This is a genomic window from Streptomyces sp. ITFR-16, from assembly GCF_031844705.1.
In the GTDB taxonomy this organism is placed as follows: domain Bacteria; phylum Actinomycetota; class Actinomycetes; order Streptomycetales; family Streptomycetaceae; genus Streptomyces.
This window is the reverse complement of the sequence record NZ_CP134609.1, coordinates 1,651,115-1,671,315: the sequence shown is the minus strand read 5'-3', so window position 1 is coordinate 1,671,315 and position 20,201 is coordinate 1,651,115. Positions and strand designations below refer to the sequence as shown.

Annotated in this window: 14 protein-coding genes; 11 read left to right on the top strand and 3 right to left on the bottom strand. The window is 69.1% G+C overall.

The genetic code is table 11. The features are described 5' to 3' along the window. The first annotated feature begins 90 nt into the window (after nt 1–90). The 8 genes from RLT58_RS07395 (at nt 91) to RLT58_RS07360 (ending at nt 10,668) form a co-directional block, all read left to right on the top strand. Nucleotides 91–840: a transposase family protein gene (locus RLT58_RS07395; protein ID WP_311309592.1), complete on the top strand. Its 750-nt coding sequence runs from the start codon at nt 91–93 to the stop codon at nt 838–840. A 113-nt stretch (nt 841–953) separates the two neighbouring features. Then, nucleotides 954–1,874, top strand: coding sequence for a carbohydrate ABC transporter permease (locus RLT58_RS07390; RefSeq protein WP_311309591.1), 921 nt, complete (start codon nt 954–956; stop codon nt 1,872–1,874). Nucleotides 1,875–2,087: 213 nt separating this feature from the next. After that, complete coding sequence (locus RLT58_RS07385) at nt 2,088–3,287, top strand: ROK family transcriptional regulator (RefSeq protein ID WP_311314442.1); 1,200 nt, start codon at nt 2,088–2,090, stop codon at nt 3,285–3,287. Nucleotides 3,288–3,410: 123 nt separating this feature from the next. Then, nucleotides 3,411–4,508: a substrate-binding domain-containing protein gene (locus RLT58_RS07380; RefSeq protein WP_399131076.1), complete on the top strand. Its 1,098-nt coding sequence runs from the start codon at nt 3,411–3,413 to the stop codon at nt 4,506–4,508. Between the two features lie 220 nt (nt 4,509–4,728). After that, nucleotides 4,729–5,523 carry an ATP-binding cassette domain-containing protein gene (locus tag RLT58_RS07375; protein WP_311309589.1) on the top strand — a complete coding sequence of 265 codons (795 nt, stop codon included), beginning with the start codon at nt 4,729–4,731 and terminating at the stop codon, nt 5,521–5,523. Next, entirely contained in the window at nt 5,520–6,839 is a 1,320-nt protein-coding gene (locus tag RLT58_RS07370) for a sugar ABC transporter permease (RefSeq protein ID WP_399131073.1), read from the top strand. The genes RLT58_RS07375 and RLT58_RS07370 overlap by 4 nt, the downstream gene beginning before the upstream one ends. A gap of 193 nt (nt 6,840–7,032) precedes the next feature. Next, nucleotides 7,033–9,012 (top strand): 1-deoxy-D-xylulose-5-phosphate synthase, encoded by a 1,980-nt coding sequence (dxs, locus tag RLT58_RS07365; protein ID WP_399131071.1) that lies wholly within the window; start codon nt 7,033–7,035, stop codon nt 9,010–9,012. 150 nt (nt 9,013–9,162) lie between these two features. Further along, on the top strand, nt 9,163–10,668 hold the full coding sequence (locus RLT58_RS07360) for an amino acid permease (RefSeq protein WP_311309588.1): 1,506 nt from the start codon (nt 9,163–9,165) through the stop codon (nt 10,666–10,668). A gap of 13 nt (nt 10,669–10,681) precedes the next feature. Here the strand turns inward: RLT58_RS07360 and RLT58_RS07355 are convergent, their stop codons facing one another. Together RLT58_RS07355 and RLT58_RS07350 are read right to left on the bottom strand one after the other, a co-directional pair. After that, on the bottom strand, nt 10,682–11,071 hold the full coding sequence (locus RLT58_RS07355; RefSeq protein ID WP_311309587.1) for an NTP pyrophosphohydrolase: 390 nt from the start codon (nt 11,069–11,071) through the stop codon (nt 10,682–10,684). 62 nt (nt 11,072–11,133) lie between these two features. Continuing rightward, nucleotides 11,134–12,231, bottom strand: a complete 1,098-nt coding sequence (locus RLT58_RS07350) for an LCP family protein (RefSeq protein ID WP_311309586.1) — start codon at nt 12,229–12,231, stop codon at nt 11,134–11,136. Between the two features lie 302 nt (nt 12,232–12,533). On the opposite strand from RLT58_RS07350, the gene RLT58_RS07345 reads away from it, so the two are divergent. The 3 genes from RLT58_RS07345 to RLT58_RS07335 all read left to right on the top strand — a co-directional run bounded on the left by RLT58_RS07345 (nt 12,534) and on the right by RLT58_RS07335 (nt 19,199). Beyond that, nucleotides 12,534–13,613 (top strand): PLL family lectin, encoded by a 1,080-nt coding sequence (locus tag RLT58_RS07345; protein ID WP_311309585.1) that lies wholly within the window; start codon nt 12,534–12,536, stop codon nt 13,611–13,613. 331 nt (nt 13,614–13,944) lie between these two features. Next, nucleotides 13,945–17,697 carry a bifunctional glycosyltransferase/CDP-glycerol:glycerophosphate glycerophosphotransferase gene (locus RLT58_RS07340; RefSeq protein ID WP_311309584.1) on the top strand — a complete coding sequence of 1,251 codons (3,753 nt, stop codon included), beginning with the start codon at nt 13,945–13,947 and terminating at the stop codon, nt 17,695–17,697. A gap of 53 nt (nt 17,698–17,750) precedes the next feature. Then, on the top strand, nt 17,751–19,199 hold the full coding sequence (locus RLT58_RS07335; protein WP_311309583.1) for a hypothetical protein: 1,449 nt from the start codon (nt 17,751–17,753) through the stop codon (nt 19,197–19,199). Here the strand turns inward: RLT58_RS07335 and RLT58_RS07330 are convergent. Beyond that, nucleotides 19,187–20,089: an endonuclease/exonuclease/phosphatase family protein gene (locus tag RLT58_RS07330; protein WP_311309582.1), complete on the bottom strand. Its 903-nt coding sequence runs from the start codon at nt 20,087–20,089 to the stop codon at nt 19,187–19,189. The two genes, RLT58_RS07335 and RLT58_RS07330, sit on opposite strands and share 13 nt — an antisense overlap. Nucleotides 20,090–20,201: the final 112 nt, after the last annotated feature.

Sequence of the window (20,201 nt, the reverse complement as noted above, 5' to 3'; positions counted from 1 at the left end):
CGGTGTGAAGGTCGGGGTGCGCAACGGACAGGGCTCCCGCGCCGTTGAGGGAGGTGTTCGACGTCTCAACTCAGCAGCACAGGAGCCCTGTTGGTTCCGTATCCTGCCGCACTCGACCTGCCTCACGCCCTGGTCGAGTGGGTCGCGATGCTCATCGTCATCCGTGAGGGTGACCGCCGGTGCAAACTCCCGCCGCACCGTCGTGCGCTGGTCGCACTCGTGTACCTGCGCCGCCACGACACTCTCGCCCGCATCGCCGCCGGCTTCGGGATATCCGTCGGCACCGCCCATGCCTACGTCACCTCCGTCACCGGCCTGCTCGCCGACCAGGCACCGGGCCTGCTCAAGACGCTGCGCTCGCACGACCCGGAATTCGTCCTCCTGGACGGCACGCTCGCCGAGTGCGACCGCGTCGGCGACGGCAAGGCCGACTACTCTGCGAAGCACAAGCGGCACGGGGTGAACGTGCAGGTCGTCACCGACCCAGCCGGAGAGATCCTGTGGATCTCGCCCGCGCTGCCGGGCCGGACCCACGATCTGACCGCCGCCCGCGCCCACAGGATCCTTCGGATCTGCGAACGCCAGGGCGTCCCGGTCCTCGCCGACATGGCCTACATCGGTGCCGGCGACTGGGTCACCACAGCCAAGCGCCGCCCGCCAGGCGGGGAACTCGCCCCCACCGACCGAACCCGGAACCGGGCCCTGTCCGCAGCCCGGGCACCCGTCGAACGCGGCATGGCACGGCTCAAGTCCTGGCAAATCTTCCGCAGATCCCGCATCAGCCCCAACCGCATGACCGTCATCACCAAAGCCGTCCTCACCCTGGAGAGGCAACGCTGAAAACGCTCACTGATTGAACCGCAGAACCGCCCACCGGCTTCGCCGGTGGGCGGTTCTGCGTGCTCCGGTCCTACCGGGGCGGCGGCCGGCTCGACAGTACGAGGTGAGCACACGTGAAGGCCACTGACACCCCTCCCGTGGTCGCGGTGACGGAACCGGCCCCCGTGTCCAAGTCGCCCGCACCGGGCGGCAGGAAGGAGAAGAGCAGCGAGGGCAAGGTCCTCAACGTCTTCTCCCACGGTGTGCTGATCATCTGGGCGATCCTGGTGGTCATGCCGCTGCTCTGGGCGATCATGACCTCGTTCAAGGACGACGACTCGATCCTGTCGACGCCGTGGGCGCTGCCGGACAAGCTCCACTTCGAGAACTGGTCGCGCGCCTGGGGTCAGGCGCACATGAGCGAATACTTCTTGAACACCATCGTGGTGGTCGGCGGTTCGCTCATCGGCACCCTGCTGCTCGGTTCGATGGCGGCGTACGTGCTGGCCCGGTTCGACTTCCCGGGCAACCGCTTCATCTACTACCTGTTCATCGGCGGGATGAGCTTCCCGATCATCCTCGCCCTGGTCCCGCTGTTCTTCGTCATGAACAACATGGGGCTCCTGAACACGACGCACGGCCTGATCCTCGTCTACATCGCGTACTCACTGCCGTTCACCGTCTTCTTCCTCACCTCCTTCTTCCGGACCCTGCCGGGGTCCGTGGCGGAGGCGGCGATGATCGACGGGGCCTCGCACACCCGGATCTTCTTCCAGGTGATGCTGCCCATGGCGAAGCCCGGCCTGATCAGCGTCGGTATCTTCAACTTCCTGGGCCAGTGGAACCAGTACATGCTGCCGACGGTGCTCAACAGCGACCCCGACCACCGGGTGCTCTCCCAGGGCCTGGTCGAACTGGCCAACAGCCAGGGGTACAAGGGCGACTGGTCCGGTCTGTTCGCCGGTCTGGTGATGGCGATGCTGCCGGTCCTCGCGGCCTACATCATCTTCCAGCGCCAGGTGGTGGCGGGTCTGACCGCGGGAGCCGTGAAGTAGCGGACCGGGCACTCCCCCCGCGTCACCGAACCGCCCGCCGGCTTCCCGCCGGCGGGCGGTTCGTCTGTGTACGGGGGAGTTCGCAGCGGGGCGTCATGCGAGGGTCCCGTGCTCATCGGAGGCTTCGACTGCTCAAGGTCTTGACGGGGAGTACCCCAAAACGCTCAGCTTAGAGTTCACATGTTGGAGAATATGGCAGGAGTGAGTGAGTCGATGGAGACTCCGGGGTCGCAGACATCTCTGCATCGCGCCAACCTTGAGCGGGTCGTGCGCGCCGTACGTATGGCGGGTTCGCTCACCCAGGCGGAGATCGCCAGGAGCACGGGCCTCTCCGCGGCGACCGTCTCCAATATCGTTCGTGAACTGAAGGACGGCGGCACGGTCGAGGTGACCCCCACCTCGGCGGGCGGCCGCCGGGCCCGCAGCGTCTCCCTCAGCGGGGACGCGGGCATCGTCATCGGCGTCGATTTCGGACATACGCACCTGCGGGTGGCGGTCGGCAACCTGGCCCATCAGGTGCTCGCCGAGGAGTCCGAGCCGCTGGATGTGGACGCCTCGTCCGCCGAGGGCTTCGGGCGGGCGGAACAGCTGGTCAACCGGCTGATCGAGACGACCGGGATCAGTCCCGGCAAGGTCATTGGGGTGGGCCTCGGTGTTCCCGGCCCGATCGACGTCGAGTCCGGCACGCTGGGCTCCACGTCGATCCTGCCGGGCTGGACGGGCATCAACCCCAGCGAGGAGCTCGCCGGACGCCTCGGTGTGCCGGTGTACGTGGACAACGACGCCAATCTCGGAGCCCTGGGCGAGCTGGTCTGGGGGAGCGGCCGGGGGGTCAGGGATCTCGCGTACATCAAGGTCGCGAGCGGTGTGGGCGCCGGTCTGGTGATCGACGGGCACATCTACCGGGGCCCCGGCGGCACGGCCGGCGAGATCGGCCACATCACCCTGGACGAATCGGGCCCGGTCTGCCGCTGCGGCAACCGGGGCTGCCTGGAGACCTTCACCGCCGCGCGCTACGTCCTGCCCCTGCTCCAGCCCAGCCACGGCACCGATCTCACCATGGAGCGGGTGGTCCAGCTGGCCCGCGAGGGCGACCCGGGCTGCCGCCGGGTGATCGGGGACGTCGGGCGGCACATCGGCAGCGGGGTGGCCAACCTCTGCAATCTGCTCAACCCCGGCCGCGTGGTCCTCGGCGGCTCGCTGGCGGAGGCGGGCGAGCTGGTCCTCGGGCCCATCCGCGACTCCGTCTCGCGCTACGCGATCCCGAGCGCCGCCCGGCAGCTGTCGGTGCTCCCCGGGGCCCTCGGAGGCCGTGCCGAGGTGCTGGGCGCGCTGGCCCTCGTCCTGAGCGAGATGGGCGATTCGACCCTTTTGGAGAGCACGCTCCCCGCTGCCACACCTGCCTTCACTTAGATAACGAATGGCACCGTTGTCATCTCGTTAAGGATTTACTCCTTGACGTCGCCTCTGCGGCCGAGTTGACTTCCAGCCACCTCGGCCGCGACGTTGCGGCCTCGTCAGGGAGGCAAACCCCCAATGAACGCAATGACGCGACGCATCGTCATAGGTACGGCCGCAGTTTCCATGGCCGTCTCCCTCGCAGCCTGTGGCAAGGCGGGCGACGACAAGGACAGCGGCAGCGGTGGCGACAGCAAGACCATCGGTCTGCTGCTGCCGGAGAACAAGACCACGCGTTACGAGACCTTCGACCGCCCGCTCATCGAGGCGAAGATCAAGGCCCTCTGCTCCGACTGCGAGGTCAAGTACAACAACGCCGCTCAGGACACCGAGACGCAGAAGAAGCAGTTCGACGCGCTCGTCACCCAGGGTGTCAAGGTGATCATCCTGGACTCGGTCGACTTCAAGGCCACGAAGTCCTGGGTCCAGCAGGCCGACAAGAAGGGCGTCAAGGTCGTCGCGTACGACCGGCTCGCCGAGGGCCCGATCTCCGCGTACGTCTCGTACGACAACGAGAAGATCGGCCGCCTCCAGGGCGAGGCCCTCGTCAAGGCGCTCGGCGACAAGGCCAAGGACAGCAATGTCGTCATGATCAACGGTTCGCCGACCGACCCGAACGCCCCCTTCTTCAAGAAGGGCGCGCACAGCGTCCTGGACACCCAGGTCAAGAAGGTCGTCTACGAGCAGGACATCCCGGACTGGTCGCCGGACGAGGCGAACAAGAAGATGGGTGCCGCCATCGACTCGCTGGGCAAGAAGGGCTTCCAGGGCGTCTACTCCGCGAACGACGGCATGGCCGGCGGCATCATCACCGCCCTCAAGAAGCAGGGCGTGAAGGTCCCGGTCGGCGGCCAGGACTCCGAGCTCGCCGGTCTGCAGCGCATCCTCGCGGGCGACCAGTCCTTCTCGATCTACAAGCAGATCAAGCCGCAGGCGGAGACCACCGCCGAGATCGCGGTCGACCTGCTCAAGGGCAAGAAGTTCGACTCGCTGACCAACACCAAGGTCGACAGCCTGTCGGGCGAGTTCAAGGCCACCCCGTCGAAGCTGTACGACGCCTCGGTCGTGACCAAGGACAACATCGCCTCCACGATCATCGCGGACGGCGTCTACAAGGCCTCGGACATCTGCACCGCCGAGTTCAAGGCGGCCTGCGACGCCGCCGGCATCAAGTAACACCCGGCGGACGTCCGCGAGGGCCCTCCAGCCAGTCCGGCCCCCGCCCCGTCAACGCCCCGCAAGCGGGGGCGGGGCCGGACTCTTCTTCCCAGGCCAGGCCGTCGGGCCGCCGCCGCCCCAGGCCCCGGCCGCCGGGCGACGACGGCGGCCCGACGACCCGGCCTGGCACCCCCCTGTGCAATGCAGCACCATCCCCGCCGGTCAGGCGGCGAAGGAGATGATTCACGTGTCCGCTACGCCCGTGCTGGCGTTGCGCGGAATCTCCAAGCGGTTCGGCGCCGTCCAGGCGCTCACCGATGTGGACCTGGAGATTCACCCCGGCGAAGTGGTTGCCCTGGTCGGCGACAACGGCGCCGGCAAGTCAACCCTTGTCAAGACCATCTCGGGCGTCCACCCGATCGACGAAGGCGCCATCGAGTGGGAGGGCGGGACGGTCCGGATCAACCGGCCGAACGACGCCCAGGAGCTCGGAATCGCCACCGTCTACCAGGACTTGGCGCTCTGCGACAACCTCGACGTCGTCGCCAACCTCTTCCTCGGCAACGAGCTGCGCAGCGCCTCCGTCCTCGACGAGATCGGGATGGAGAAGCGGGCCAAGGAGCTCCTGGACACCCTGTCCATCCGGATCCCGAGCGTCCGTATCCCGGTCGCCTCGCTCTCCGGTGGTCAGCGCCAGGTCGTGGCCATCGCCCGCGCCCTGATCGGTGACCCCAAGGTCGTCATCCTGGACGAGCCGACCGCCGCCCTCGGCGTCGAGCAGACCGCCCAGGTGCTCGACCTCGTCGAGCGGCTGCGCGAGCGCGGCCACGGCGTCATCCTCATCAGCCACAACATGGCCGATGTGCGCGCCGTCGCCAACAAGGTCGCGGTGCTCAGGCTGGGCCGCAACAACGGTGTCTTCGATGTCGCGACCACGTCCCACGAAGAGATCATCGCCGCGATCACCGGCGCCACGGACAATGCCGTCACGCGCCGCCAGGCACGCACAGCCACGAAGGAGGACGCGAAGTGAGCGACCTCGCCAAGACCCCCGGGACTTCCACCGAGAAGACCGCCGCGGTGCCGGAGCAGGCGACCGCCGAGCAGTCGGCCGCGCCCATCCCCGCAGTGGACCCGCGACTCCTCATACGTGAGGAGGGCTTCAAGGGCTACTGGTCGGAGTTCACCCGCAAGGTGCGCGGCGGTGAGCTCGGCTCGCTGCCCGTCTTCGTGGGCCTGATCGTCATCGCGATCGTCTTCCAGCTCCAGAACAGCAACTTCCTCTCCGCCAGCTCCGTCGCCAACATCGCCGTGTACAGCTCCGGCCTCGGCATCATGGCGGTCGGCATCGTCTTCGTCCTGCTGCTCGGCGAGATCGACCTGTCGGTCGGCTCCGTCGCGGGCGTCGGCGCGGCCGTCTGGGCCGTGCTCAACGTGAACCACGGCTGGCCCGAGTGGCTGGCGATCCTCACGGCCGTCCTCGCCGGTACGGCGCTGGGCGCCCTGCACGGCTTCTTCTTCGCCAAGATCGGTGTGCCGGCCTTCGTCGTCACCCTGGCCGGCTTCCTCGGCTGGAGCGGTCTGCAGGACTGGATGATGGGCGGCGAGGGCTCGATCAACACGCCGTCCGGCAGTGTCGTCGAGGACCTCACCAACTACTTCTTCGAGGACAAGGGCGTTGGCTACGGCCTGGCCCTGGTCGCCGTCCTGGCGTACGCCGCCTCGCTCCTGGTGGACAGCAAGCGCCGCAAGGCCGCGAACCTGCCCGCCCGCCCGACCTCCGAGATCGTGCTGCGCACCGCCGTCGTCGCCGTCCTGTGCTTCGTCGTCGCGTACGTCCTGAACGAGCCCGACGGTGCCCGCGGCCTGCCGCTGGCCCTGGTCCTGTTCCTGGCCGTCCTCGTGATCGCGGACTTCGTGGCCCGCCGTACGACCTTCGGCCGCCAGGTCTTCGCGGTCGGCGGCAATCCGGAGGCCGCGCGCCGCGCCGGTATCAGCGTCGACCGCATCCGGATCATCGTCTTCGCGCTCTCCGGCACCCTGGGCGCCTTCGGCGGCCTCTTCATCGCCAGCCTCTCCGGCGGTGCGACCAAGAGCGTCGGCGCGGGCAACACCCTGATGCTGGTCATCGCGGCCGCGGTCATCGGCGGCACCAGCCTCTTCGGTGGCCGGGGCAAGGTCTGGTCCGCGCTCCTCGGCATGATCGTCATCCAGTCGATCCAGCAGGGTCTGAACATGATCGGCATGGCCAACGCCGTGCAGTACATGATCACCGGCGCGGTCCTCCTCGCCGCCGTGGTCATCGACTCGGTCTCCCGCCGTACGCAGAAGACCGCAGGCCGCGCCTAGGTCACCGGGCCCCCGGGCCCACCGACCACGCACCCGCCGGACCGTGCCCGGCGCCCCGCGAAGGGGCGCCGGGCACGGTCGCGTCCCGGCCCGGGGTGGGACAGCACACCCCCGCCGGATGCCCGGCCGGGCGAACGGAACATTAGACTCAGCGGATCGGCATGCTCGACCAGCACAATCGCAAGGAGGCACGGTGACACAGCCGCGCGAAGCGCGTCATGCACGGGCGGTGGTGGGCGACGGATGGGATCTGCTGACCCGCATCGGCGGACCGCGTGACCTGGACCGGCTCACCCCCGAGCAGCTGGAGCAGCTCGCCGAAGAGATCCGGACCTTCCTCGTCGACGCCGTCTCCAAGACCGGCGGCCACCTCGGACCCAACCTCGGCGTGGTCGAGCTGACCATCGCCCTGCACCGGGTCTTCGACTCGCCGAAGGACAAGGTCCTCTTCGACACCGGCCACCAGAGCTATGTGCACAAGCTCCTCACCGGCCGCCAGGACTTCTCGAAGCTCAAGAGCAAGGGCGGCCTGTCCGGCTACCCCTCGCGCGCCGAGTCCGAGCACGACATCATCGAGAACTCGCACGCCTCGACCGTCCTCGGCTGGGCCGACGGCCTCGCCAAGGCCAACGAGGTCCTGGGCAAGGACGACCACGTCGTCGCGGTCATCGGTGACGGGGCGCTCACCGGCGGCATGGCCTGGGAGGCGCTGAACAACATCGCCGCCGCCAAGGACCGCCCGCTCGTCATCGTGGTCAACGACAACGAGCGCTCGTATGCCCCCACGATCGGCGGCCTCGCCAACCATCTGGCGACCCTGCGCACCACCGACGGCTACGAGCGCTTCCTGGCCCGCGGCAAGGACCTCCTGGAGCGCACCCCCGTCGTCGGCAAGCCGCTCTACGAGACGCTGCACGGTGCCAAGAAGGGCCTGAAGGACTTCATCGCACCCCAGGGCATGTTCGAGGACCTCGGCCTGAAGTACGTCGGCCCGATCGACGGACACGACATCGAGGCCCTGGAGTCCGCGCTCCAGCGCGCCAAGCGCTTCGGCGGCCCGGTCATCGTCCACTGCCTCACCGAGAAGGGCCGCGGCTACACCCCGGCCCTGCTGGACGAGGCCGACCGCTTCCACGCCGTCGGCAAGATCCACCCCGACACCGGGCTGCCCGTCGCCACCTCCGGCCTGGACTGGACCTCCGTGTTCGGCGAGGAGATGGTCAAGCTCGGCCGGGAGCGCGAGGACATCGTCGCGATCACCGCGGCCATGCTCCAGCCGGTCGGCCTGACCGCGTTCGAGAAGGAGTTCCCGGACCGGATCTACGACGTCGGCATCGCCGAGCAGCACGGCGCGGTCTCCGCGGCGGGCCTCGCCACCGGCGGGCTGCACCCCGTCTTTGCGGTGTACGCCACGTTCCTGAACCGTGCCTTCGACCAGGTCCTGATGGATGTTGCCCTGCACAAGTGCGGGGTGACCTTCGTCCTGGACCGGGCCGGCGTCACGGGTACGGACGGCGCCTCGCACAACGGCATGTGGGACATGTCGATCCTCCAGTGCGTGCCCTCGCTCCGGATCGCCGCCCCGCGCGACGCCGACCAGGTCCGCGCGCAGCTGCGCGAGGCCGTCGCCGTCGACGACGCGCCGACGGTCGTCCGCTTCTCCAAGGGCGCGGTCGGCCCGTCGGTCAAGGCCGTCGGTACGGCCGGCGGCATGGACGTGCTCCGCGAGGCCGGTGCCACCCGCCCGGACGTGCTGCTGGTCTCCATCGGCGCGCTGGCCCCGATGTGCCTGGAGATCGCCGATCTGCTGGACGCCCAGGGCATCTCGACCACGGTCGTCGACCCGCGCTGGGTCAAGCCGGTGGACGAGGCCATGGCCCCGCTCGCGGCACGGCACCGGGTCGTCGTCACCGTCGAGGACAACAGCAGGGCCGGCGGGGTCGGCTCGGCCGTCGCCCAGGCGCTGCGCGACGCCGGGGTGGACGTACCGCTGCGCGACTTCGGCATCCCGCCCGTCTTCCTCGACCACGCCTCCCGCAAGGAGGTCATGGCCGAGATCGGGCTGACCGCGCCGGACATCGCCCGCCAGGTCACCGGTCTGGTCGCCAAGCTGGACGGCCGCTACGACACGGACACCGAGAGCCGCTCCGTGGTGGAGCCGGTCCGGGACTGATCCGCGCCGCAGCACTCCGAATGGGCCGGTCGCCCACCCTGTACGGGTGGTCCGACCGGCCCATTCGCGTGAAATCCCGCCGCGCGAGGCGTGCTGCGGGCGGCCGGGTCCGAATCATGGCGTGCACGACGAGTGCGTGGAGGTACGCCGGTGAGCACGCAGCAGGACCTGCCCCCGAGCAAGGACGGGCTGTTCCGGACCAAGACGGTCGAACAGTCCATCCGTGACACCGAGGAGCCGGAGCACGCCCTCAAGAAGTCCCTCTCCGCCCTGGACCTCACGGTCTTCGGGGTGGGTGTCATCATCGGCACCGGCATCTTCGTCCTGACGGGGAAGGTGGCCAAGGAGACCGCGGGACCGGCCACCGCCATCGCCTTCGTGGTCGCGGGCGTCGTCTGCGCCCTGGCAGCTCTCTGCTACGCGGAGTTCGCCTCCACGGTCCCGGTGGCCGGCTCCGCGTACACCTTCTCCTACGCCTCGCTGGGTGAGCTGGTGGCCTGGATCATCGGCTGGGACCTGGTGCTGGAGTTCGCGCTGGGCACGGCGGTGGTGGCGGTCGGCTGGTCCGGCTACGTCCGCTCGCTGCTGGACAACGCGGGCTGGCACCTGCCCGACGCGCTGTCCGGCCCCGATGTGGCAAAAGGATTCGGCTTCGACATCCTCGCCTTCGCCCTGGTGCTGGTGCTGACCGTCATCCTGGTGCTCGGCATGAAGCTCTCGGCCCGGGTCACCACGGTGGTGGTGGCCATCAAGGTGGCCGTGGTGCTGATCGTGATCATCGCGGGGCTGTTCTTCATCGACACCGCGAACTACTCGCCGTTCATCCCCGAGGCCCAGCCCCAGCCCTCCGGCTCCGGCCTGGACGCCCCGCTGGTCCAGCTGATCTTCGGCTACGCCCCGACGAACTTCGGCGTCATGGGCATCTTCACCGCCGCGTCCGTCGTCTTCTTCGCCTTCATCGGCTTCGACGTCGTGGCCACGGCGGCGGAGGAGACCAAGGTCCCGCAGCGCGACATGCCGCGCGGGATCATGGCCTCGCTGTTCATCTGCACCGCGCTGTACGTCGCCGTGTCGATCGTGGTGACCGGAATGGAGCACTACACCGAGCTGTCCGTGAGCGCCCCGCTCGCCGACGCCTTCAAGGCCGTCGGGCACCCCTTCTACGCGGGGGTCATCAGCTTCGGCGCCGCGGTCGGCCTCACCACGGTCTGCATGATCCTGCTGCTGGGCCAGACCCGCGTCTTCTTCGCGATGAGCCGGGACGGCCTGCTGCCGCGCTTCTTCTCCAAGACGCACCCGCGCTTTCGCACCCCGTACCGCCCGACCATCCTGCTCGGCGTGCTGATCGCGGTCATCGCCGGTCTGACCAGCATCAACGAGCTGGCGACCCTGGTGAACATCGGCACGCTCTTCGCGTTCGTGGTCGTCGCCCTCGGCGTCATCGTCCTGCGCCGCACCCGCCCCGACCTGCACCGCGCCTTCCGCACGCCGTGGGTGCCGCTGATCCCGATCCTGTCGGTGGCCGCGTCGGTCTGGCTGATGCTGAACCTGCCGGCCGAGACCTGGCTCCGGTTCGGCATCTGGATGGTCATCGGCGTGGTCATCTACTTCGCCTACGGCCGTGGCCACAGCCGGGTGCACCGCTCCACGAAGTGAGCGGCCCGCCCTCTCAGGGCCGTACGGTACGGGGCCCGGCGCACCGGGCCCCGTGCGCCTCGACGCGCCGCCTCAGCTCCCGGTCGGCCGTGACGACGACACAGGGCCGGGGCGGCACCGCGCTCCCGGCCCCGGCGGCCAGCTCGGTGATCAGGTCGTCGCCGCTCCCGGCGGCGGCCTCCACCCGGACCCCGGGCACCGGGGCCACGTCCCGGGCCCGGCCCTCGACGACCAGGACCAGATCGACGGGTCCGGGGTGGCCTGGCAGGCCGTCGGCGGCGCAGGGGACCAGCGAGTCCCGCAGCCGCTCGGCCGCCCCGCGCCGGTCGCGCCACCAGCCGTCCGGCACCGACCCGACGACATTGGCCGCGTCGACGATCACCAGGGTGCGTTCACTCAGCATCCCGGAAGGGTGTCACGCGCCGGCGGAACCGTGCGCGTGACACCACGGCACCTGCCGCTCCGTCAGCCGCCGGTCGCGGGGGACTTCTTGGCGGACTCGGGGATGGCGGCGTCCTCGCGGATCGCCTTCCACAGGGTCTTGGCCTGCGGCTCGGCGGCCACCACGCGGTTGGGGTCGACCTTGTCGTAGGCGACGGGCAGCATGATCGTCTCCATCGTGCCCGGGTCGACGCCCTTCATCGAACGGGCGAACTCGGCGAGCGAGGTGAGGGAGGCGAGGTCCTCGTCGGTGGTGAGCGACTTGGTCGCGGAGTTGGCCAGCTTGTACGTACTGGTCGGACTGCTCAGCAGATCCTGCGACTTGACCTCGCTGAGGAGGGCGAGGATGAACTGCTGCTGGAGCCCGATACGGCCGAGGTCGCTGCCGTCACCGATGCCGTGCCGGGTCCGTACGTAGGAGAGCGACTCGGTGCCGTTGAGCTTGTGCGGTCCGGCGGTCAGGTCGAGGCCGGAGGACTTGTCGTGGATGTCCTGCGGGACGTCCACGGTGACGCCGCCGATGGCGTCGACGAGGTCCTTGAACCCGGCGAAGTTGATCTCCAGGTAGTGGTCGATGCGGACCCCGGACATCTTCTCGACGGTCTTGACCACACAGGCCGGACCGACCTGGGAGTAGACGGAGTTGAACATCACGCGGTTCGCGGAGCCCACCGTCGAGCCGTCGGCCTTGGTGCACTCGGGCCGGGTGACCAGGGTGTCACGCGGAATGGACACGGCGACGGCCTTGCTGCGCCCCTCGGGGATGTGCACGACCATCGCGGTGTCGGACCGCGCCCCGCTGACGGCCCCGCCGCCGCCCAGCGCCTTGTTCTCCGCACCGGCCCGCGAGTCGGAGCCGAGGACCAGGAGGTTCTGCCCGCTGGTGGGCAGCTTCTCCGGCCGGTCCTCGCCGAGCGCCTTGTTGATGTCGACGCCCTTGATGTTCCCGTCGAGCCGGCTGTACAGCCAGTAGGCCGTCCCGCCGGCGGCAACGACGAGCACCAGCACCGACAGCAGGATCCCCCGCCGTATTCGCTGGCCCCGCGTCCGCACACGCTTGCGCCCCCGACGGGGGCTCTCCGGGGAGTTCCCCTGGCTGGGGGTGGTGGCGTCTTGGCTCATCCTGAGTGAGTCCTCACAACTTGTGGCCTGGTCAGGGCGCAGGTGATGGGAGTGGGACTCGGGTGGGGGGTGGAGCCGGTCCGCGTTTTCCTGGGATGAGCACTATAGACAGTCGATCAGATGTGCGTACGAAAACAGTGGCACGACTGTGACAGTTCGGGCACGCGGCGGCGTCGTGAGCGGCCGCGAATCGTACGCTGTGAGCCCCGGAATATCCCGTCGTACGGGGGCTTAGTATGTAACAGATTCGAAATGCTGCGCGAGTTGTCGGACGTCAGTTCTTGAAAGGTAATCGCAGACTCATGCTCGGACAGGATGCCCGCGCGACCTCCAAGGTTGCCCCTGAGGCCCCAGCGCTACGCGGCATCTGGCTCACCCGGGGCAAGGACGGCAGGCTCACCGCCTACGTCCCCGGCGAGGGCGGTCTCCGCCGCTGGACCGAGAAGCGTCCGGGCGGCCCGGAGTGGGACGCCCCGGACGTCGTGCGGCTGCCGGAGCTGACGCACCTGTCCGTGACGCAGAACGCCGAGGCCTATGTGCACTTCGCCGGCCGCCGTGAGCGGCCCTCGGCGGAGGGCGGTGTCACCGTCGACATCATGCACGCGATCCAGTACCAGACGGGCCGCCCCGTGGCCGCCTGGCACTCGCTGGGCAACCCGCACAAGGAAGCCGACGTGGGCAGCAGGTTCGGCGCGCCCGTCGTCGTGGTGAACGCCTCGGGCGAGGTGCACGTCATGGCGCACAACGGCCGCGGCGGCATGATGCTGCGCCGCGAGCGGGCGGACGGCAAGTGGCGCGGCTGGGAGGACCTGCGCTGCACGCGCATCAAGGAGCTTCCCGCCGTGGTCGCGCTCAGTACCGGGGTCATCGAGATCTTCGCGGCGACGGACAAGGGGACGCTGCACTGGCAGCAGGAGAAGCCGGGCGGCGGCTGGGGCGAGGTCCAGCGCTCCCGTCTCGCGGTGAGCCCTGGCTCGCTGGCCGTGCTGGAGACCTCGCCGGGCCGTGCGACGTACTACTGGACCGACCCCGCGGGCGGTGTCGTCGCCTATCGCGCGGACGGCTGGCCGATGGCCCTCGGCGGTGCTCCCGGCGACGGCGCGCACGCCGTGATCCGCACGGTGCTGGACGGCTTCGACTGCACGGTGCTGGCCCACCGGGGGATCGAGGGGACGGCGGCCGTCGGGGTCGGGGTCACGGAGAACGAGGCGAACGGTCTGTGGTGGTCGGACACCGGTGTGCCCTGTGCGGCCGCGCCGGCGCTGACGCACGACGCCCTCGGCCGGGTGGTGATGGCCGTCGTGGGCACGGACGGCCACCCGCGTGTGGCGCGTCAGGTGGAGGGGCAGGGCCTCGGCTTCGACGAGTGGCGCGCGCTCTGAGCGGCATTCCCGGGCGGCCCGGCACGGAAGCCATTTGTTGTCGACCTGCGACCCGGGCCGATGGTTGCGCGGGAGAGCGGGTGATGTGAATCACTGCAGTTCAGAGTGGTGCGTGCGCGTGCCTGGGGGCCAAATGTCGCATTGACATTATTTAACTTTCACTTACGATTCACATCTGGCGCAAAGGCTTCGAAGTTGACTGACACGTGATCGCCCGGAGTCGGTTCCTGCCTTCGAGTCTCCCATGACTCAATGAAGAGGATGCGCGGGGAGCTGGAACCTCGAGTGGTGGCGCAGGTGCTCACTACTGCTGTGAAGTGGAGCGTGAAGCATGGCCGGTGGGCCGCGCCTGAGTGTGATCGTGCCTTTCCAGGGCGTCGAGACCTATCTGACGGAGTGCCTGGAGTCGATCGCTCGGCAGACCTTCCGTGACTTCGAAGTGATCATGGTCGACGACGGGTCCACCGACGGATCGACCGAACTGGCCCAGGAGTTCTGCGACAACGACCCGCGCTTCAAGCTGCTGCGCCAGGAGGCCAACGGCCCCGGGCACGCCCGCAACACCGGGCTCAGGGCGATGCACCCCGAGGGCGAGTTCCTGGTCTTCGCGGACGGCGACGACGTCATTCCCGAGTACGCCTACGAACTGCTCATCCGCACCCTGACCGAGTCGGGCTCGGACTTCGTCTCCGGCAATGTCCAGATGATGAACTCCACGACGAAGTGGCAGTCCCCGCTGCACAAGGGCCCCATGCAGCGCGACCGCAAGGGAACGCACATCACGCGCTTCGAGGCGCTGATCTACGACCGCACCGTGTGGAACAAGGTATTCCGGCGGACTTTCTGGGACCACCACTTCATACAGTTCCCCGAAGGGGTTCTCTACGAGGACTCCTGGGTCAACATGTTCGCCCACTTCCGCGCCAAGAAGGTCGATGTCATCACGGACATCGTCTATTTCTGGCGGCGGCGTGACGGCGGCGCCGCCCCGTCTATCACCCAGCGGCACACCGAGCTGAGCAACCTGCGCGACCGCGTCGCGGCCGTGCAGTCCGTGAGCCGGTTCCTCGCCCAGCACCGCTCGCGCATGTTCGTCGAGCACAAGCGCAAGTACGACCTCGCCTGCCTCAAGTCCGACCTGATGCTGCATCTCAAGGTGCTCCCCGACGCGGACGACGAGTACCGCCAGGCCTTCATGTTCTGGGCCAAGGAGTTCCTGGACGAGGCGGACGAGGGCATCGTCGACGAACTGCCCGCCGACGCACGGGTGAAGTGGCTCCTCGTGCAGGAGGGGCGGCTCGACGAACTCCTCGACGTCATCGCGTTCGAGCGCAAGGGCGGCCCGCTGCCCGTGCGCCGGCGGCTGCGCCGCTATCTGAACTACCCGCACCTGACCAACAGGAAGACGGGCCTGGACAAGAGCGACTACCGCCTCGACAAGGAGCTGTCGCCCTACAGCTCGCTGACCGGAGCCGAGTGGAAGGGCGAGTGGCTGACGCTCACCGGATCCGCCTATGTGCGCTTCATCAACGTCCACAAGCGGCACATGTCGACCAAGGCCCTGGCGCTGCGCAACAAGAAGACCGGCAGCAAGGTCATCAACATGGCCCGGACGACCTACTACCCCCAGGCCACCGAGCAGTCCAACCAGAATCGTTACTGCTACGACTGGGCCGGTTTCGAGAGCCGGTTCGACACCACCCGCCTCAAGAAGAAGGGCCAGTGGGTCGAGGGGACCTGGGACGTCGCCGCCGGTGTCTTCAGCCGCGGCCTCTTCCGGTACAAGAGCGTCGGGCGCGGCGGCGCGGGTACGGCGGCCAATCCGCCGTACCGCTATGTCGACAAGAACACACGCATCCTGCCGCTCTTCGTGCAGGGCGGTCTGAAACTCCGCGTCGAGGTCGTCCGGTGCCGCATCACCCGGCACCGCGTCGTGGGCGGGAATCTGGAGCTCGGCGGCGTCTACCTCGGACCCAAGATCCCCGAATGGGGAAAGTTCCGGGTGACCAGCATGAGCGGCGCCGGCCGGCACGACGCCTGGATGACGTTCCAGCCCGGCGGCGATGGCTGGTGCACCTTCGTCACCCGCGTCCCGCTGCGCCATGTGGTGCCCGGCTCCCGGGGCTCGGGCGACGGCTCCGTGCCGCAGGCCTGGACGATGGGCAGCAACGGCTGGAAGACCACCGTCCATGTCGAGGGACGGAAGGCGCCGCTGTACCCGGTGCTGGCCGAGGACGTCGACGACGGGCACTACCGGATGCCCGCCGCACTCCAGACCGAGCAGGGCGACCGCGAGATCGTCGTCCACCGCAACGGCTCCGGCTATGTCGTCCTCTTCGAGCGCGCCGCCCTGCCGATCCTCGTCGACGGGTGCTGGCGGGAGGACGGTTCGCTGGAACTGATCGCCGAGTACGCGGGCGCCGACCTGCTGACCCCCGCCGAGCGCATATCGGCCCACCTCGTGGTGAGATCCCGTGCCCACGGTGCCGAGCGGGCCGTCCCCGTCTTCTGGTCCGGCAAGCAGTTCCGCACCGTACTGACCCCGGCCGCGATGAAGACGCTCGCCGGGGCCATCCCGCTCGCCGCCGGACGCTGGGACTTCTTCCTGCGCCGCCAGGACCCCTCCGCCGTCGCGCCCGACGAGCGCTCGCCCGACCTCATGATCAAGCTCCAGCAGCGGCTCATCCCCACGATGCCGCAGGAGATGCGGGAGGGCGGCCGGGGTTACGAACTCCAGGCCGAGGCGTACGACCGGCTCTCCATGCTCGTCCAGTCCGCCATGCCGGAGAACGCCCGGGGCCCGTACCGGCAGAAGCAGCTGCGTACCAAGGCCTACCCGCAGGCCCGGCGGACCCCGGTCCGGCAGGCCGTGCTCTTCGACGCCTTCAAGGGCACCCAGTACTCCGACAGCCCCCGTGCCGTCCACGAGGAGATGGTCCGGCGCGGGGTGGAGCTGGAGCACCTCTGGGTCGTCCGCGACGACCAGGTCGAGGTGCCGCCCACCGCCCGGCCCGTGCGCATGTGGTCCCCCGAGTGGTACGAGGCGCTGGCCACCTCGCGCTACATCGTCGCCAACAACCACCTCCCGGACTGGTTCGAGAAGCGGCCGGACCAGATCGTCGTACAGACCTGGCACGGCACCCCGCTCAAGCGCATCGGCCATGACATCGAGTCCGTCCACTTCGCGGACCAGCGGTACCTGGAGAGGGTCGAGAAGGAGGTCCAGAACTGGGACATGCTGGTCTCGCCCAACAGCTTCTCGACCCCCATCCTCAAGCGGGCCTTCCGGTTCCCCGGCGAAATGGTCGAGTGCGGCTACCCGCGCAACGACATCCTGCGCCGGCCCGGCACGGAACAGCGGGCGGCGGAGATCCGGCGGCGCATCGGTCTGCCCGAGGGCAAGCGCGTCATCATGTACGCCCCCACCTGGCGCGACGACCAGTACTACGCCCCGGGCAAGTACAAGTTCGACTTCCGGATCGACCTCGACGACGCGCGCGCGAGGCTCGGTGACGACCATGTCCTCATGGTGCGCAGGCACCCGAACGTGGTGGACCCGGTCCCCGGTGCGGGCGACGGTTTCGTCTTCGACGTCTCCGACTACCCGGACATGGCGGATCTGTCGCTCATCGCCGACGTGATGATCACGGACTACTCCTCGCTGATGTTCGACTTCGTCAACACCGGACGCCCGATCCTCTTCTTCACCTACGACCTCGACCACTACCGGGACACCCTGCGGGGCTTCTACTTCGACTTCGAGAGCAGCGCTCCCGGGCCGCTGGTGTACGAGTCGGACGAACTGATCTCGGCGATCCGGGACATCGACCACATCAAGGCGGTGTACGCCGACCGCTACGAGTGGTTCCAGGCGGAGTTCTGCGACCTCGACGACGGTTACGCCTCCGGACGCCTCACGGACCACATCCTGATCGCCGGCGGCGACCTCGACCCCGCCCGCGCCCAGGTCCGCGCCCGCATCGGCAGGCAGACCCGGCGTACGGCGTCCCAGCTGCCGAGGACCGGACCCGGGCCCGAAGCGCACACCGCGGTCCGTGCGGAAAGGGACTCCGCCCGTGTCTGACCGGTCCGCCGCCCGTGCTTCGCGTCCCGTAACGAGATTGGACTTTCCGCACCATGTCTAAAGCAGCTGCCGGCAGCCCTCCGCTCAGCGGCATCGAAGACTCCGGGAAGTATCCGGTCCACTACCGGTTCAGCCACGCGAAGAAGGGCAACCAGCACCTCGTGGTGGTCTTCGCCAACTTCTCGGCACCCGACGAATACGGCTGGTCGAACGGGGTCTTCGACAGCCTGCGGTCCAACATCCTGTGGATCCGTGACCTGTTCGACGGGAAGAACAGCTACTACCTCTGCAAGGGGATGGACTTCGAGCTGGAGAGGTCCGTCGTCACGCTCATCTCCAACGTGATGAACTCGCTGGGCCTCACCCCGGACCAGTGCACCATGTGGGGCGGCTCGAAGGGCGGCAGCGCGGCGCTCTACTTCGGCCTGAAGTACGGCTTCAGGAACATCGTCTCGATCGTCCCCCAGTTCAGGATCGGCACCTATCTGCACACCCAGCCGACGGTGGCCGAGTTCATGATGGGGCAGGTGACGGAGGAGAACGTCCGGATCCTCGACAACGTGATCCCGGACCTGGTGCGCGCCGGAGCGAACCGCGGGGCCAACATCTATGTGCTCTCCTCACCGCAGGACGAGCAGTACCCGGTGCAGGTCGAGCCGTTCCTCGGACTGTTCAACGGCTACGAGAACTTCAATTTCATCTTCAGCGACTCGCCCTACATCACCGACCACACCGAGGTGACCAGGAGAAACGTCCCGGCCCTCATGGGGCTCATCAACTTCCTCATCGACGGCATGGCCCCCCGGCTCGGCTTCGTCGTCAACGGGAACGAGCAGCCCGACGCCGACCGGTCGGCCATCGAGGGCTATCTCAAGGCGACCTCCCAGGTGCGTACGGCCTTCGCCGCGCCGGAGGTCCACGCCCCGGTGTCCGGCGAGTCCGTCCACCCGTCCGCTGTGAGGTTCACCGGATCAGCGGCGGGCGCGGTGCGGGTGAGCCTGTGGGAGAACGGGAAGTTCCTCTCGTCGCCCCAGGTGGGCCCGGACGGCCGCTGGAGCTGGGACCCGGACCGTGCGTGGAGCGTGGGCAAGCATGTGGTCCGCCTGTTCGCGGTGGCCCCCGCGGGTTACCACTCCCCGCGCACCGAGATCGTCTTCGCCGTGTCGGACCTGGGCACCCGCCAGGTCCTCGCGCAGCCCACCGCCCCCCTGACCCAGCTGACCGCCCCGGTCGTCTCGGTCCCGGCCCCCGGCCAGCAGGTCTCCGGCCCCGTCGTCACCCTGATGGGGTACGCGGCGGGCGCGGCGCACGTCGAGTTCGTCGAGGACGGGATGCGGCTGGGCATGGCCCCGGTGGCGCCCGACACCGGCTGGGCGTGGGATCCGGGCTGGTCCTGGACCGAGGGTTCGCACACCGTGGAGTGCCATGCGGTGGACCGGAGCGGCAACGCCTCGCAGCGGACCGTGGTGACCTTCGGCGTGGTCAACGCCTACGTCTCGTAGGCGCCGGGCCCCACGTCGCTGCCCCGGCCGGCCTCGACCCGCAGGACCAGGGCCGAGTGGTCCGACCTCCCGGTGTCGCGTACGGAACACCCGGCCCTCGGCAGCGCGGTGAACAGGTAGTCGACCTTGTGGCCCGTGCGGTGCGTCGGCCGGCCGGCGCGCGAGGACGCGGACCGCTGGTCGCACTCCCGGTACCTGCGGTAGGCGTCGTGCGGCCAGATCCAGCCGGCGGCGTCCCCCGGAGAGGGTGGCGCGCTGTTCAGATCCCCGCCGAACACCGTGCGCCCGTCCGCCGTGTCCACCAGTGACGCCAGCTGGTCGTCGCGGAACTCCAGCTCCGGACGGGAGGCGTCCGTGCCCGGCAGGCTGAGATGCGCGTTGCACACCCGCAGGTGGGCGGCGGCGGCCGTGGCGCAGAGAATGCCCCGGTGCAGCCCGGTGGCCGGCTGCCGTACGGACGGTTCCGAGACGTGCGACAGCGCCGATGAGGCGAGGATCGCGATGCCCGCGACCCCCCGGCGCGCGGCCCCGCAGGGGACCGGGGTGCCGTGGCCCTGCGCGTCGAAGCTCCGGTAGGCCTTGAAGGCGCTGTGCCAGGCCGGGCCCAGCTCCGTCCGTGCGGCGGCGAGATCCCCGGCGCAGACCTCCTGCAGCATGACCACCCGCGCTCCCGTGTCCGTGGGCAGCTCCGTCAGCGCCCGGGCCTTCTGCGCGCCGCTCCCGGTGCCCTCGCAGTTCCACTGGCGTACGCCGCACATGTTCCAGGTCGCGACCACCACCTGGACGGGCACGGCCTCGGTGGCGGGTACCCCGGTGGGACCGCAGGCGGCGGACAGCGCGAGGAGCACGGCCAGGACCCCGGCGGGCAGCAGCCCTCTGCGACGCGGCATGAGCCGGTGCCTCCCCTCCCCGCCCGGCCGGCGGCCGGTGCCCGGCCGCACAGAAGAGGGGCCGTACGGGACATGATCCCGTACGGCCCCTCCGGTGCCTCGGCCGAGGCGT